Raw genomic sequence first — 15,251 nt, 5'->3', positions numbered from 1 at the left:
AGGAATGCTCCTTATTCGCCAGGGATCAAGTCAGGATCAACTTGCGGTGCAGGCGTTATCCCTGCAGTCCGGATCGGGCCATCGCGCAGACCAAGCTTAGGTGTCGCTGGCGGTTTGTTCATCATGCGCAGGATATAGACTGTGCCTGCCCCAAAGACGGCAAAGTACACGATGATAAAGGCCAAAAGAGATGCCGCGACAGCGGGCGCATCAACAGGTGCGAGGCTGTCTGAGGTGCGCAAGAAGCCATATACTGTGTATGGCTGACGCCCGACCTCGGTTGTGATCCACCCCGCCAGAACAGCCACAAACCCTGTCGGCCCCATTAGAATGCTGGCCCGGTGCAACCAAGGCGCATCGTACAAGGAACCGCGCCAACGCGCCCAAGCCGACCATACGCCCAGACCCAGCATTGCGAACCCAAGCCCCACCATGATCCGGAACGACCAGAAAACAATGCCTACGGGCGGCTGTTCATCGTCTGGAATCGTGTCGAGACCCATCACTGGCGTATCAAGAGGTTTTTCAAAGATGAGGTTGCCGAGACCGGGAATCCCAAGGGCGTAGTCGAGCTGTTGCTCCGCATCGTGTGGAACTCCGAAAAGATAGAGCGGTGCCCAGCCCTCTGTATGGCTTTCGTAGTGGCCTTCCATTGCCATGATTTTGACCGGTTGGTGTTCGAAAGTATTGAGCCCGTGTTCATGCCCGGCAAAAATTTGAATCGGGGTGACGATCACAGCCATCCACATAGCCATCGAGAACATGCGCCGCGCTTCCTTATCAGTTTTGTCGCGCAACAGATGCACAGCACCAACAGCACCCACGACCAGCGCGGTGGTCAGGAACGCTGCAAGCACCATGTGGGCAAGGCGATGGGGGAAGGACGGGTTAAAGACAATCTGCCACCAGTCTTCCGGTACAAACTGGCCAACATCGTTGATCGAAAAACCCGCAGGCGTCTGCATCCAGCTGTTCACCGACAAAATCCATGTGGCAGACATCAGGGTGCCGAAAGCCACCATCGCTGTGGCGAACATATGTAGCTTCTCGCCCACCCGTTCGCGGCCAAACAGCATAATACCAAGGAACCCAGCTTCGAGAAAGAACGCAGACAGAACCTCATAGGCCATAAGCGGGCCAACCACTGGCCCCGCCCGATCCGAAAAGACCGACCAATTGGTGCCGAACTGATAGGACATCACGATGCCCGAAACGACGCCCATGCCAAAGGCCACAGCGAAGATCTTTTTCCAGTAGTTGAAAAGCGTCAGATAGGTTTCGTCCCGCGTCCGCATCCACAATCCGTTCAGCACAGCAAGGTAGCTGGCCAACCCGATGGAAAAAGCGGGAAAGATGATATGGAACGACACCGTAAGCGCGAATTGGATACGCGCGAGCATCTCGGCGCTGAAGCCGTCAAGCATGGTAAATTCCCAATCCTGTAAGGTGAGCAGCTATGGCAGTGTCCCGCCATAGCCTGCGTCTCTCAAAATGTTCAGAACGACATAACCCGTGTGTTGGGTGCCAGCAGGCGCGCGGCCATCTCAGGCGGAGCGGCAGCTGAGATCCCATCCAAAAGCGCTGTCGGTTCAACGCCCTTGTTCGGCAGGTAGATGGCACAGACTTCGACCGTTGCCCCGCTTTGCATGATGGTCTGCATGAGTCCCTGTGGGCTCATATCTCGCGGGGCTTGCGGTGCCGTGGCGGAAGCAGGTGCTTCTTTCAGCGCAAGATCACCAGCTGGTCCGCACAGTAGGATATGTGCGCTCGATCCCTGCTGAATGGATTGCATGGTAAGCACCATGCTCATCAATTGCGTTTGCGGCTCACCAGAGGCAAGGATCGTAACAAGGTTCGGGGTATCCTCTGCCTGTGCCACAGAGCCAAGGCCAAGCGCGGTGGTCAATGCGAGTAGAAACGTCTTCATGGGTATTCTCTCCGATATAGGTGAAATGTTGAGGGCCTAAACGGCTTAGGCTCAGGCCTCGGCATTCAGGTCCACAGTGCGCAGGTACGGGCGGATTTCCTCGAACCCTTGCGGAAACTTCGTGGTTGCATCTGCATTCGACACTGACGGCGGAATGATCGCGCGGTCGCCGGGCCGCCAATCGGCAGGAAGGGCGACACCGTTCGCATCGCTGGTCTGCAGCGCATCTATTACGCGCAGGATTTCATCAAAGTTGCGCCCCACACTCATCGGATAGGTCATCGACAAACGTAGTTTTTTGTCGGGATCGATGATGAAGACGGACCGAACCGCAGCAGTTTCCGATTCACCGGGATGAAGCATCTCATAGAGCTTTGCGATTTCACAATCCGGGTCTGCAACGATAGGGAAGCGCAATGTTGTGTTCTGCGTATCGTTTACGTCATCGATCCACTTGAAGTGCTCCTCGATAGTGTCCGTGCTGAGACCAATCGGCTTTACACCGCGTTTGGCGAAGTCTTCGGCCAATTGCGCCGTGCGCCCCATTTCTGTGGTGCACACAGGTGTGAAATCCGCTGGGTGGCTGAAAAAGAAAGCCCAGTCGTCTCCAATCCAGTCGTGAAACGAAATTGGTCCGGTTGTGGTATCTGCAGTGAAGTCAGGAACAATGTCACCAAGCAGCAGTGTCATCTTGCTCTCCTTTGGTTGCTTGAGCCTGAGTTAGGATCGAACGCGCCGGAGTTCAGTGATAATGTCACCCATCTTGCAAAAAGATATAATCAAAATATAGGTTATGGACGAGGAGACACCATGAAACTGACATCCTACACCAATTTTGCCCTGCGCTCTTTACAACTGGCGGCACTCAAGGCCCCCGAATTAATCCGGGTTGATGACGTTGTACGCGTGCATGGGCTAGCCCGACCGCACATCGTAAAGATCGTGCACGAACTGGGCCTTGCGGGATATGTGGTGACGCAGCGGGGGCGCAATGGCGGGTTTCGTCTAGGCAAACCTGCAAAAGAGATTGTGATTGGCGACGTCGTGCGTTTGACTGAAGGTCCGCTCAATCTTGTTGAGTGCTTCAATCCCGCAAAAAATACTTGTCCCCTGATTGGAGTGTGCAAGCTGTCACGCGCTCTTCAAAAGGCAACGCAGGCGTTCATGGACGTGCTGGACGATCTGACACTGGCCGATATTGCCGCCAACCGAGGCGATCTTCTGGCTCGTATCGCCCCACTTGAAGAGGGCATCGTGGCACCGATGCGCAAAGCACGTTGATCAAAGATTGGACAGAGCGGTTTCAGGGCACTGCAGCGCTGCCGCGCGCAGTGCGGGACCGGTTGCTGAAAGTGGTGCGTACACTCAAAATACCCGCTGGCGCACAGGTTTTCGGGCCTACAAACATACCAGATAGCCTTCTCTTCCTATACGATGGCCGCATCCGTGTTGTGCAAAGCTCAGACACGGGCCGGGAAATTGTGCTCTACCGTGTGGATGCAGGCGAGAGCTGCGTTTTGACGACCGCTTGTATGCTTGCGGAAGAGGCCTACAACGCAGAAGGCATCGCCGAAACTGACATCACCGCCATTGTTCTGCCCAAGTCGGCCTTTGATAGACTGGTGGCTGAGGAAGAGACGTTTCGAAAGTTCGTCTTTGCTGCCTATTCGCGGCGGCTAATTGACTTGCTCCGCGTTGTGGATGACGTCGCTTTTGGGCATATGGATGTGCGCTTGGCGGAACGGCTCTTGGCTTTGGCAGGTGACTTAAAGGAAATTGCGGCCACCCATCAGCAACTTGCCAGTGAATTGGGCACAGCGCGCGAAGTGATCAGTCGCATCCTGCAGGATTTTCAGAAGCGTGAGATGATTGGTCAATCGCGTGGCCGCATTGCATTACTGGATAAACCTGCCCTTCGGGTGCTTGCAGCATCGGCGTAATATTCAGCTTTCTGCATGTTAAGTGACAATGTCACTGAAGCTCCCAAATCAAAGTTATAACTGTTCTCCAAGTTATCAGCATGGAGAACACCATGACCACCAATGTCGGAACTATCGACCGCATCCTTCGCGCCGCACTTGGCGCGGGACTGCTCTACCTCGCTTTTTTCAGCGGCCTGCCTGCATTTGACAGTACCGTCCTTAAATATGGCGCGGCCATTGTCGGGGCAGTGATGCTGATTGTAGCCGCCACGCGCGTCTGCCCGATCTATTCGATCTTCGGTTTCAAGACTTGCCGGCCCTAAGAGGATGGAAACGGCATTCACACCTTTGATGTCTTTTGGCGGCGGCATGCTCATCGGCTTGGGGGCCGTCATGCTGATGTTGGGCCTCGGACGGATCTTTGGTGCAACTGGTATCTTGTCTGGCGCAGTATTTGCGGAAAACCGGGACGAGATGACATGGCGCTTAGCCTTGATCCTCGGCATGATCTTGGCCCCCGGCCTGATCTTCGCTGTCACAGGCGCGATGCCTGCGCTGACGGTCCACGCTAGCCCGGCGATGATTGTTATTGGCGGTGTAATCGTGGGGCTGGGCGCAAGCCTAGGGTCAGGATGCACATCCGGTCACGGTGTCTGTGGTTTGTCGCGTCTCTCAGTCCGATCGCTCGTAGCTGTGCCGACCTTCATGGCGACAGCTGCCATCACCGTCTTCTTGATCCGTCACGTCTTTGGAGGCTGAGATGAAATATCTTTTTGCGCTTCTGACCGGCCTTGTCTTTGGCACCGGTATTGCAATTTCGGGCATGATGGACCCGGCAAAGGTTCTGAATTTCTTTGATATTGCCGGGACATGGGACCTCAGCCTGATGTTTGTCATGGGCGGCGCATTGGTCGTGACATTTATCGGTTATCGACTGGTTTGGCGACGTACGCAGCCGCTTTTTGAACAGCGATTTCAAGTGCCGACCTCACCGCTGATCGACAGCAGACTTATCGGCGGCTCGGCACTGTTTGGCATTGGCTGGGGCATCGCGGGTTTCTGCCCCGGTGCGGCAATCCCCGCACTGGGCACTGGCCGTTGGGAGGTCGCCCTGTTCCTTATCTCCGTGACAGGCGGCTTTTTCATCCGTCGCTGGGTTAGCCCCACACCAAAACAAGCAACCACCTAGCCCTAAGAATTGCTTTTGGAGGATACATCATGACTTACCCCGTCAACATGGACATCGAACCGGAGGTTCAGGCCTTCTTTGACGAAGCGACAAACACGATCAGCTACATCGTGAAAGACCCGTCATCCAACTCTTGTGCAATCGTCGATAGCGTCATGGACATCGACTATGCGGCTGGGCGGATCACCTATGATCATGCAGATGAACTGATCCACCAGATCGAGGCGCAAGGCTTGAAGCTGGAGTGGATAATCGAAACCCACGTTCACGCCGATCATCTGAGTGCCGCGCCCTACATTCAGGAGAAGCTAGGCGGCAAGATCGGCATCGGCGCCAAAATCATGATCGTGCAGAACGTGTTCGGAAAGCTCTTTAACGAAGGCACCGAATTCCAACGTGACGGCAGTCAGTTTGATGCGCTGTTTGAGGATGGCGACACTTATATGATCGGCAACATGCAGGCCTTTGCCATGTACACCCCAGGTCACACACCAGCTTGCATGGTTCATGTGATGGGCGATGCCGCCTTTGTTGGCGATACGCTGTTCATGCCCGATAGCGGCTCGGCTCGCTGTGATTTCCCAGGTGGAAGCGCCGAAGAGCTCTATAAAAGCATCATGAAGGTGCTGGCTCTGCCGGATGCCACACGACTATTCATGTGCCATGACTATGGCCCCAACGGCCGCGACATCGCGTGGGAAACCACAGTAGCCGACGAAAAAGAGCACAACATTCACGTTGGTCGCGGCAAGACGAAAGAAGACTTCATCAAATTTCGCACTGAGCGTGACGCGCAACTCGCCATGCCCAAGCTGATCATCCCGTCGCTGCAAGTGAACATGCGCGCAGGGCAAGTGCCCACGGATGAGGATGGGAACCCCATGCTCAAGGTGCCCGTGAACGGGCTGTAAGTCTCGGGGAGGAGAAAAACATGGAAATCAAAGAGATCTCGGAGAGGTTCAGTGTCAGCCCTCAGATCACTGCAGCGGACATTGCAGCGCTGAAGGCGGCAGGGTTCAAAGCAATCATCTGTAACCGACCGGACGGCGAAGGCGCTGACCAACCCACATTTGCCGAAATCGAAAAGGAAGCACAAAAGGCTGGCATCGAGGCGCGCTATGTCCCGGTTGTTGCGGGCAAGGTTAGCGATGACGATGCAGCCGCTTTTGGTGCCGCGTTGAAGGACATACCGCGCCCCGTGCTGGCCTATTGCCGGACAGGAACACGGTCCGCGACGTTGTGGTCTTTCAATGAAGCGAAGAAAAGACCAATGCCCGAAATCCTCGCGGCGACCAAGGCCGCCGGGTACGATATGAACGGCGTGGCGCGCCGCATTGCAAACGGAGGCAAGACCCCAACTGACACGGGTGATGCCAAGTACGACATCGTGATCGTTGGGGCAGGCGCAGGCGGCGTTTCCGTTGCCGCCAGCCTGCAATCGCGCAAGTCGAATTTGTCCATCGCAGTGATCGACCCTGCTGATATCCACTATTACCAACCCGGTTGGACGATGGTGGGTGGCGGCATCTTTGATGCTCAAGAAACAGCAAAGACCATGGGATCGCTGATCCCGCGTGGCATCAAATGGATCAAAGCAGCCGTTGCCGCGTTTGAGCCGGAAAACAATGCTGTCATCCTCGATGGGTGCCGCGTTGTGAAATATGACCGGCTGGTCGTATGCCCTGGTCTGAAGCTTGATTGGGGTCAGATTGACGGGCTTGAGGAGACCTTGGGTCGCAACGGAGTGACGTCAAATTACAGATACGATCTGGCCCCCTACACCTGGCAATTGGTCCAAGAAATGAAAGAAGGGCGGGCAATCTTCACCCAACCGCCGATGCCAATCAAATGCGCGGGCGCACCGCAAAAGGCCATGTATCTTTCCGGGGACGCGTGGTTCCGCAACGGCGCACTGAAAAACATCGATATCCAGTTCATGAACGCTGGTGGCGTACTTTTCGGTGTCAAAGACTATGTTCCAGCACTCATGAAATACGTTGAGAAATACGACGCAACGCTCAACTTTTTCAACAATCTGATTGCTGTAGACGGGCCAGCAAAAAAGGCGACCTTCAAGGTCGCAAAACCTGACACGGACCCAACCGAGGTCATCGTGGACTTCGACATGATGCATGTCTGTCCGCCGCAGGTCGCACCGGACTTCATCCGGGTTTCCCCCTTGGCCGACGCGGCAGGCTGGGTCGACGTGGATCAGGCAACATTGCGCCATAGCAGCTTCGACAATATCTGGTCGCTGGGTGACGTCATGAATGCACCCAACGCCAAGACAGCAGCGGCCGCCCGGAAACAGGCACCGACAGTGGCAGAAAACATCTTGGCTGACATCAATGGCCGTTCGGCTGTCGCGCAATACGATGGCTATGGCTCCTGCCCGTTAACTGTTGAGCGCGGCAAGATCGTTCTGGCCGAGTTTGGCTATGGCGGCGTGCTCAAACCCAGCTTCCCAGCCGTCTTGCTGGACGGGACCAAACCGACGCGTGCCGCTTGGTTCCTGAAGGAAAAAATGCTGCCGCCAATTTACTGGAAGGCCATGCTGCGTGGCAAAGAGTGGATGGCTAAACCAGAGCCTTTGAAGGTCGCCGCTGAATAACGCGCCCCATGCCGTGGCGGGAAAATTTGTCCGTGGCCTAATCATCCGGTTGGCATCTCCCTATTCAACCGCAAACTGGACGGTCAGTTCGACCCGATCGGCTGACCGTCCCTGTTCTGAACGATTGCACCGATGAAACTCCACCAATACTTGCCCATTCTTGATTGGGGGCGGACCTACAGCCGCACAGCTTTTTCGAACGACATGATCGCTGCGGTGATCGTGACAATCATGCTGATCCCGCAATCGCTGGCTTATGCCTTGCTTGCCGGATTGCCGCCTGAGGCGGGCATCTATGCATCGATCGCTCCTATCATTCTTTATGCCATTTTCGGCACCAGCCGCGCGCTGGCTGTGGGGCCCGTTGCCGTGGTCTCGCTCTTGACTGCGTCCGCCTTGGGGCAAGTGGCTGAACAAGGAACCGCAGGCTATGCAGTCGCGGCCTTGACCCTCGCCTTTCTCTCCGGCGGCTTTCTTGTGCTCCTCGGTGTGCTGCGGCTGGGGTTCCTGGCGAACTTCCTAAGTCACCCCGTGATCGCGGGGTTTATCACGGCTTCAGGCATCTTGATCGCGACAAGCCAGCTGAAACACATCCTTGGGATTAGCGCCCATGGCCACACGTTGCCAGAAATGCTGGCCTCACTCTTCGCGCATCTTGGCGACATCAACTGGATCACTGTCGCGTTGGGCGCGATGGCCACGGCCTTCCTTTTTTGGGTCCGCAAGGGGCTGAAACCTTTGATGAACCGGCTCGGCGTATCAGCAAAGATTGCCGATTTCGCAACAAAGGCCGGACCAGTCGCAGCCGTCATCGTGACGACTGTTTCGGTATGGTTCTTCGAGCTAGACGCTCAAGGCGTCAGGATTGTCGGAGACGTGCCGCAAAGCCTGCCGCCCCTGACACTGCCTGGCTTCTCTCCAGACTTGATCCAGTCGCTTTTGATGCCCGCTATCCTGATCTCGGTCATCGGGTTCGTTGAGTCGGTGTCTGTTGCCCAAACACTCGCCGCCAAGAAGCGGCAGCGCGTCGATCCAAACCAAGAGCTGATCGGGTTGGGTGCTGCGAATATTGGTGCCTCTTTCACCGGCGGTTACCCGGTGACAGGTGGGTTCTCTCGCTCTGTCGTAAACTATGATGCAGGGGCTGAAACGCCTGCAGCGGGGGCATACACTGCCATGGGTTTGGCTATTGCGGCAATGGCCTTGACCCCGCTTGTCTACTTCCTGCCCAATGCCACGCTGGCCGCAACGATCATTGTCGCCGTACTGAGCCTGGTCGATGTCTCGATCCTCAAGAAGACCTGGGGCTATTCCAAGTCAGACTTTACCGCAGTCGCTGCAACCATCCTGCTCACGCTCGGACTGGGCGTGGAAGTGGGCGTCGCATCCGGCGTGATCATCTCGGTGCTCTTGCATCTTTTCAAGACATCGCGGCCTCATGTCGCCGAAGTCGGGTTGGTGCCGGATACTCAGCATTTCCGTAACATCCATCGTCACACGGTCGAAACCGACCCGAAAATCGTGACCCTACGGGTGGACGAAAGCCTTTACTTTATCAACGCGCGGTTCCTTCAAGAAATGATTCTGTCCCGTGTAACGGACGGGTGTGACATCGAACACGTCATCTTGATGTTCTCCGCCGTGAACGAGGTCGATTATTCCGCGCTGGAAAGCCTAGAGGCCATAAATCTGCGTTTGACGGATATGGGTATTGGATTGCATCTATCCGAGATTAAAGGACCGGTTATGGACAGGTTGAAACGCTCGCACCTCATTCGGGACTTAAACGGCCAGATATTTCTGTCACAAAACGATGCGTGGACGGTGCTGACTGATCGTGTGTGCGCCGCAGCAGAGTAAGCGGCATCTTTGCCGCGGCGACTACCCAAAGTCGACCCAGCCATGCTTGGCGGTGCTGAGGTGTGCCCATTGAACCGGCAATTCGCTGTGACCGCTTGAGGGCGCAATCAAAAGACATGAAACCTGCTATTTTTCTAGGTGCGCAGACGCTCTACGTCGCCACATTTTCTCACGAAATGCTGTTCGAGGATCTTACCGAACGCATGGGCCGATTGCTCTGTCGTTTGTTGCGCTGCCACAAAGTAACCGAACGCAATGGTCAGCTCTTGCTCCCATGGGACAAGGACAATTCCGTCAGCGAGTTCGGGATCAAGCGAGATGGGATCGGCAAAAGCAAAGCCAAGACCGCGATGCACAAGCCGATAGGCCGCCGTGCCGACAGAGACCTCGTAGACCGGTTTGTCCAGACCCGCGACGTGGCGGTCAATCAGGCGGCGCACCACGGTTGACTCGTCAAGCGCGATGTAGGGGACGCCGCGCATATCTTGTGGCCCAAGGCTGCAGCGGGATGCGAGGGAATGCCCACGTGGCAGTGCAATGCAAAGTGTGGTCGCCCCAAGGGGGATCGGGTCCAACTTTTCAGCGGGCAGCGGCAAAGCGGATACGCATAGATCAAACTGCCGATGCATAATCCGTCGCCCCAAATCGCGCCGCAGCATGATTTCTAAATTGATCGGTTGTTCGGGGTATTGGGCCGCAAATTCCGCGATGGCGGGCACCACAAGGCCGTTGGCAATCCGGGTTTGCGAGATGATGCGTAAGGGACTGCGGATATCCTCTTTCATCTGGCCAAACACCGTTGGCAGATCGTCGATCTGGGCCAAAAGGCTAAGGGCTTCGGGATAGAACGTTTCGGCCTGCGGCGTCGGGATCAGCCGTTTCTGGTCACGGCTGAAAAGTGTCACATCAAATTCTTCCTCCAGCAAGCCAAGCTGACGGCTTGCGGCGGATTGGCTGAGATGCATCCGCTCTGCGGCGCGTGCTAACGTGCCTTCTTCCATCACATATACGAAAATTCGTAACGAGCGTATATTCATTGTTCTATTTATTCGATTTATGAATGCGTTAATTGCGTTTTTTATATGTTACTTCTTTTGCTAACGTCCAGAAAATTTATATGCCGCGCGATCGAAATCGGCGCCGCTGTCTATGGGAGGACATCATGAAAAGACGCGAATTTATCAAAACAGGCCTGTCAGCCTCTGTCTTGGTCGCAGCGAGCCCGGCGCTTGCCGAGTGGGTGCCACGCCGCCCGATCAATGCGATCTTGCCTTACTCTGCCGGCGGCGGCACGGATGCACTTGCACGGGCCGCGGCCGCCTCTGCCGAAGGGATCCTGCCGGTTCCGTTGGTGATTGTGAACAAGCCTGGGTCGTCTGGCATCACCGGCGCGACCGAAGCTGCCGCGGCACGGCCCGATGGCACCACAGTCATGGTCACGTCATCGGGATCATTCCTGCTGACCTCCATGCTGCGCGACACGGATGTAAACCCTTTTGACAGCTTTGAAATCATTGCGCAGATCGGCAACTTGACACCCGCCGTTATCGTGCCCGCAAACAGCCCGTTCCAAAGTGTCCAGGATTTGGTGGATGCGGCAAAAGCCGACCCCGGATCGCTGCGATGGGCGCATAATGGACGCGGCGGGTTTCACCATGTCGCGGGTCAGAGTTTCCTGAACCGCAATGATCTTGAGGCACAGGATGTGCCGTTTAAAGGCGGGGGACCGACACGCGCCGCCGTGATTGGCGAACAAGTCGATTTTGCCTTTGTCGGCATCCAGCAAGCCGCAGGGTTCGAAAACGAGTTGCGCGTTTTGGCCCTCGCCGCCCCAGAGCGGGACGCGATCCGCAATGATGTCCCGACGCTGGCCGAACTCGGCTTTGACTATGTCGCTGTTTCATCGCCCATCGTGTTCTTTGCGCCAAAAGGGACCGACGCAGAGATCATCAGTGGCATGGAGGCCGCGTTAAAGGCCATCACCGAAACCCAACAGTTCGCAGACTTGATGCGCGAACGTGGCAATGTGCCCGCGTTCCTGAACGGCGCTGACACGGCTGCAAGATTGCGCCAAATGCAAGAAGAAACCCAACCGGTCATTGATGCGCTACAGTCGCAAGGATAGCCCGATGTCCGCAGTGCCTGCTCCCGTATCGCGGACCGTCGGCGTGGCGCTGATCCTGATCGGGATTGGCGCCACCTTTGTCAGTATGGGTATTGGTCTTGATCAATATGGCCGTTGGGGTGCGCGGTATTTTCCCCTTGGCGGATCCTTAGCGCTTTTGATTTTGGGCGTCGCAGAACTGTGGAGCGCAAAACCGTCACCCAAAACAGATCGCCAACACCTTCCGGCCATTGGCGCGTTGTTGCTGCTGTCAGTGGTCTATATCTGGGCGATATCTGCCTTCGGATATCTGCTGAGCACCGCTTTGGCCGCACCGCTTGCACTTTACATATTCGGGGTGCGCAACCTGATTGGCCTTTGCGCCGCAGCGGTGCTGTGTCCGGCCATCTACCATAGTATTTTCTTCGTTGTTTTGGGTGTGTTTCCCCCGCTGGGTGCGTGGTTCGATTTGCTCGATGTGATCGGGGGCTATTGAGGCATGGATATCTTTACCGCGCTTGCCACCGTGCTGGGCGATCCGATTTTACTGGGCTGGGTCTTTCTAGCGGCCATCGTCGGCATGATCGTGGGCGCCATTCCAGGCCTGACAGCATCGGCAGCGATTGCGATGCTGCTGCCGCTGACCTTCTATATGGAGCCCCTGCCCGCGCTGGCGTTTCTCTATGTCATCGGCAAGTCGGGCCGCTACGGTGGGTCCATCGCCGCGATCTTGTTCAATACACCGGGCACGGCAGCATCGGCTGCGACCCAGTTGGACGGCTACCCCCTTGCGCGCCAAGGCAAAGCCGGCAAAGCGATGAAGGTCGCGACCATTTCATCTGTTATCGGTGATTTCACGGGCGAGATACTGTTGATCATCGGCGTGGCATGGATTGCCTCCATTGCACTGAAACTTGGACCTCCTGAGCTGTTTGCCGTGTATTTTGCCGCCTTCATCGTGATTGGGTCGGTCATTGGCAAGTCAGTGACGCGGGGGCTGGCCTCTGCGGCCCTTGGCGTCCTGGTGGCGATGATCGGCCTGGACCCGATCAGTTCAACAGAGCGTTTCACGTTTGGCAATTTCGATCTGACCAACGGGATTTCGCTTGTTCCATTGATGATTGGGATATTCGTGCTGGGCGAGGTTTTTACCCAGCTCGAGGAACGTGGGGCCAAGACCGAACTTGTACCAAACAGCGACAATGATGCGGAGCGCAACGGGCTAAGCTGGGCCGAATATAAACCCTGCATCCCGCATGTCATTCGATCCTCGTTCATCGGGTCATTCATCGGCATGCTGCCAGGGCTGGGCTCTGCCATTGCGGCGTTTGTGGCTTACGGTGAAGGCAAACGGCGCGCGCGCAATCCAGAGGAATGGGGCAAAGGTGCGCTCGAAGGGGTCGCCGCGCCGGAGGCCGCAAACAATGCCGTAAGCGGACCGTCGATGGCTCCGCTGCTGACGCTTGGTATACCCGGATCAACGATCGGTGCGATCCTGATCGGGGTCTTCCTGATCCATGGCATCCAGATCGGCCCAACGATGTTTCTAACCAGCCGCGATTTGGTGTTTGCATTGTTTGCCTGCGGGTTGATCGGCATCGTGATGTACGGGGTAATCGGATATTTCGGAGCGGCCTTTATCGGGAAATTCATCACCCGTATTTCCCCGCAGGTTCTGTATCCGCTGATCTTTCTGACATCCTTTGTCGCCGCCTATACATCGCGCGGCAACCTGTTTGACGTCTACGTGATGGTCGCCGCCGGATTTGCCGGATGGGGGATGCGCAAGTTGCAGTTCAATCCAGCGGCTTTGGTGATCTCGTTTGTGCTGGCGAGCGGCGCAGAAGAGACGTTTCGCCAAGCTCTTTTACTCAGCGACAATGGCTTGATGATTTTCGTGACGCGCCCGATTGCATTGGCGTTCCTTCTGATCGGCGTTGCAGCAATGATTGCGCGTGTGCGCAGCCTTAACAAACAATCGCGTGCAGCCCGTCTGGGGGACACATGATGAATGCGCCCCTCGCCGGGATAAAGGTCATTGACTGGACGCATGTTTTAGCAGGGCCAGCCTGCGCATACTATCTGGGACAACTCGGGGCAGAAGTCATCAAGGTTGAACGGCCCGGACGTGGGGACGCCATGCGCCACCGCGGTGGCAGTGATCAAGCTCAAGCGTCAGCGGGAATAAGCACCGCGTTTCAGACGCAAGGGGCCGGTAAGCGCTACCTTGCTGTCGATGTCGCTGACCCCGATGGCCATGAGGTGTTCACGCGGCTCTTGTGCACAGCGGATGTGCTTGTTGAAAATCATCGGCCCGCGACGCTGGAGCGGTTGAACCTGACAGAGCGCCACACGCGTGCAACGAACCCGCGCCTGATCCATTGCGCGATGACGGGCTATGGGCGGGATAATCCAATGTCGAACGCGCCAGCCTATGACGTCAATATCCAGGCGATTAGCGGATTAATGGCGTTGACCGGGACATCGGACACCGGACCCATCCGCACAGGTGCGCCGATCATTGATTATGCGACAGGCTTGACGGGGGCCTTGGGCGTGATGTCTGCGTTGATGGCTCGTAGCCAAAACGGTGAGGGCAGTTTTGTCGACGTTTCGATGTTAGAAACAGCTTTCACGCTGATGTCGTCTACGATCACCGATTTTCGCCTGACTGGAACACCACCACAGCCACGCGGGAATGCCGCAAACAGCCGATCACCCTCTGCTGGAACGTTCCCCTGTTGGGAAGGATATATCAGCCTTGGCGTGAACGAAGACGCGCAGTTTCACGCGCTCGCCCATGCGATTGGCCAGGCCGCATGGCTTCGCAATCCGCAATTTGCGACGCCACAGTCCCGCGATGCCCACCGCGAAGCACTTGTGGAAAAGCTATCGGCAATTTTGTTAACAAAATCTGCCGCTGACTGGGAGGACATCTTGCTTTCCGCCGGTGTTCCCTGCGCGCGCGTGCGAACCCTTGCCGACGCGCTTGATTTACCGCCTGCTGTTGATCGCGGTTTTGCAACACGCGGTCCGGCGGGTTTTACAGGTCTCCCTTTCAACGTAGACACAGCTGTTTCCAATCGAGGGCCTAGTGATATGGGAACGGATAGTCGATCGGTTCTAAACGAGCTGGGCTATGATGAAGCAGACATCTCTAAATTGATGAAAAAGCGTATCGTAGGGTAAGCTGATTGTACCTGCCTAGAGTCTTGAAAAGACCTAAAGCGAACATTGATGCGCAATGCAGAATTCGGGGCTTTGGGTTCGCAGTCGGCCCAAAGCGACCGTTAGGCACGGTGCCTTGATGCCACGATTGCAACCCGCTCACCTGCCATTCGCTGCAAGCGCGAAATCATATCCGAGGCAAACAAACAGTCTGCGGACGGAGCGGCCTTTTGCAGCTGCGGCTATTGCTGACGCAGCATCCATTTGCTCTTGCGGCACGACTGTTGCTGCAATGCAGGAGCCATCCACAGAGGTCATTGGAAAATAGACTAAACAGTCAAATCGATTGTGTTGAAAAACTCTTGCTTGATCGAAGTGGTAATCGCTGATTCAATTCCTTTATTGATTGGGGGATTTGGCGATGATGGGACCAAAGCAGGAGGCACAAGCGGCGCTGTTTTACGAATTCT

16 protein-coding genes are annotated in these 15,251 nt (G+C 56.1%); 12 read left to right on the top strand and 4 right to left on the bottom strand.

Annotated features, from left to right (window positions below):
- Positions 1 to 11 precede the first annotated feature (11 nt).
- From KUW67_RS16745 to KUW67_RS16735, 3 genes are all read right to left on the bottom strand, one after another.
- Positions 12 to 1,424, bottom strand: coding sequence for a cytochrome ubiquinol oxidase subunit I (locus tag KUW67_RS16745; protein ID WP_224826482.1), 1,413 nt, complete (start codon positions 1,422 to 1,424; stop codon positions 12 to 14).
- Positions 1,425 to 1,495: 71 nt separating this feature from the next.
- The gene (locus tag KUW67_RS16740; RefSeq protein WP_224826481.1) at positions 1,496 to 1,927 is read right to left on the bottom strand and encodes a hypothetical protein; all 432 of its coding nucleotides are present in this window, start codon (positions 1,925 to 1,927) and stop codon (positions 1,496 to 1,498) included.
- A gap of 51 nt (positions 1,928 to 1,978) precedes the next feature.
- Complete coding sequence (locus KUW67_RS16735) at positions 1,979 to 2,617, bottom strand: peroxiredoxin (RefSeq protein ID WP_224826480.1); 639 nt, start codon at positions 2,615 to 2,617, stop codon at positions 1,979 to 1,981.
- Between the two features lie 120 nt (positions 2,618 to 2,737).
- Between KUW67_RS16735 and KUW67_RS16730 the strand changes: the two genes are divergently transcribed.
- From KUW67_RS16730 to KUW67_RS16695, 8 genes are all read left to right on the top strand, one after another.
- Positions 2,738 to 3,208 carry an Rrf2 family transcriptional regulator gene (locus KUW67_RS16730; RefSeq protein ID WP_224826479.1) on the top strand — a complete coding sequence of 157 codons (471 nt, stop codon included), beginning with the start codon at positions 2,738 to 2,740 and terminating at the stop codon, positions 3,206 to 3,208.
- Positions 3,205 to 3,867: a Crp/Fnr family transcriptional regulator gene (locus KUW67_RS16725; RefSeq protein WP_224826478.1), complete on the top strand. Its 663-nt coding sequence runs from the start codon at positions 3,205 to 3,207 to the stop codon at positions 3,865 to 3,867. The genes KUW67_RS16730 and KUW67_RS16725 overlap by 4 nt, the downstream gene beginning before the upstream one ends.
- A 92-nt stretch (positions 3,868 to 3,959) precedes the next feature.
- On the top strand, positions 3,960 to 4,172 hold the full coding sequence (locus KUW67_RS16720; protein WP_224826477.1) for a DUF2892 domain-containing protein: 213 nt from the start codon (positions 3,960 to 3,962) through the stop codon (positions 4,170 to 4,172).
- 4 nt (positions 4,173 to 4,176) lie between these two features.
- Complete coding sequence (locus KUW67_RS16715) at positions 4,177 to 4,608, top strand: YeeE/YedE family protein (protein WP_224826476.1); 432 nt, start codon at positions 4,177 to 4,179, stop codon at positions 4,606 to 4,608.
- 1 nt (position 4,609) lies between these two features.
- Positions 4,610 to 5,038, top strand: a complete 429-nt coding sequence (locus tag KUW67_RS16710) for a DUF6691 family protein (RefSeq protein WP_224826475.1) — start codon at positions 4,610 to 4,612, stop codon at positions 5,036 to 5,038.
- A 26-nt stretch (positions 5,039 to 5,064) separates the two neighbouring features.
- On the top strand, positions 5,065 to 5,949 hold the full coding sequence (locus KUW67_RS16705) for an MBL fold metallo-hydrolase (protein WP_224826554.1): 885 nt from the start codon (positions 5,065 to 5,067) through the stop codon (positions 5,947 to 5,949).
- A 20-nt stretch (positions 5,950 to 5,969) separates the two neighbouring features.
- The gene (locus KUW67_RS16700) at positions 5,970 to 7,649 is read left to right on the top strand and encodes a bifunctional protein tyrosine phosphatase family protein/NAD(P)/FAD-dependent oxidoreductase (RefSeq protein ID WP_224826474.1); all 1,680 of its coding nucleotides are present in this window, start codon (positions 5,970 to 5,972) and stop codon (positions 7,647 to 7,649) included.
- Between the two features lie 132 nt (positions 7,650 to 7,781).
- Complete coding sequence (locus tag KUW67_RS16695) at positions 7,782 to 9,509, top strand: SulP family inorganic anion transporter (protein WP_224826473.1); 1,728 nt, start codon at positions 7,782 to 7,784, stop codon at positions 9,507 to 9,509.
- A 134-nt stretch (positions 9,510 to 9,643) separates the two neighbouring features.
- Here the strand turns inward: KUW67_RS16695 and KUW67_RS16690 are convergent, their stop codons facing one another.
- Positions 9,644 to 10,546, bottom strand: coding sequence for a LysR family transcriptional regulator (locus KUW67_RS16690; RefSeq protein WP_224826472.1), 903 nt, complete (start codon positions 10,544 to 10,546; stop codon positions 9,644 to 9,646).
- Between the two features lie 125 nt (positions 10,547 to 10,671).
- Here KUW67_RS16690 and KUW67_RS16685 point away from each other — a divergent pair, with 125 nt between their 5' ends.
- Genes KUW67_RS16685 through KUW67_RS16670 form a run of 4 tightly spaced genes read left to right on the top strand, consistent with a single transcriptional unit; the run spans position 10,672 to position 14,802 of the window.
- Complete coding sequence (locus tag KUW67_RS16685) at positions 10,672 to 11,634, top strand: tripartite tricarboxylate transporter substrate binding protein (RefSeq protein WP_224826471.1); 963 nt, start codon at positions 10,672 to 10,674, stop codon at positions 11,632 to 11,634.
- Between the two features lie 4 nt (positions 11,635 to 11,638).
- Entirely contained in the window at positions 11,639 to 12,109 is a 471-nt protein-coding gene (locus tag KUW67_RS16680) for a tripartite tricarboxylate transporter TctB family protein (protein WP_224826470.1), read from the top strand.
- Positions 12,110 to 12,112: 3 nt separating this feature from the next.
- Positions 12,113 to 13,621 (top strand): tripartite tricarboxylate transporter permease, encoded by a 1,509-nt coding sequence (locus tag KUW67_RS16675; protein WP_224826469.1) that lies wholly within the window; start codon positions 12,113 to 12,115, stop codon positions 13,619 to 13,621.
- Positions 13,618 to 14,802, top strand: a complete 1,185-nt coding sequence (locus KUW67_RS16670; RefSeq protein ID WP_370635027.1) for a CaiB/BaiF CoA transferase family protein — start codon at positions 13,618 to 13,620, stop codon at positions 14,800 to 14,802. The genes KUW67_RS16675 and KUW67_RS16670 overlap by 4 nt, the downstream gene beginning before the upstream one ends.
- Positions 14,803 to 15,251: the final 449 nt, after the last annotated feature.

It is taken from the genome of Cognatishimia sp. MH4019 (assembly GCF_020177595.1).
GTDB lineage: Bacteria > Pseudomonadota > Alphaproteobacteria > Rhodobacterales > Rhodobacteraceae > JAHTBL01.
This window is presented reverse-complemented; position numbering and strand designations above follow the sequence as displayed.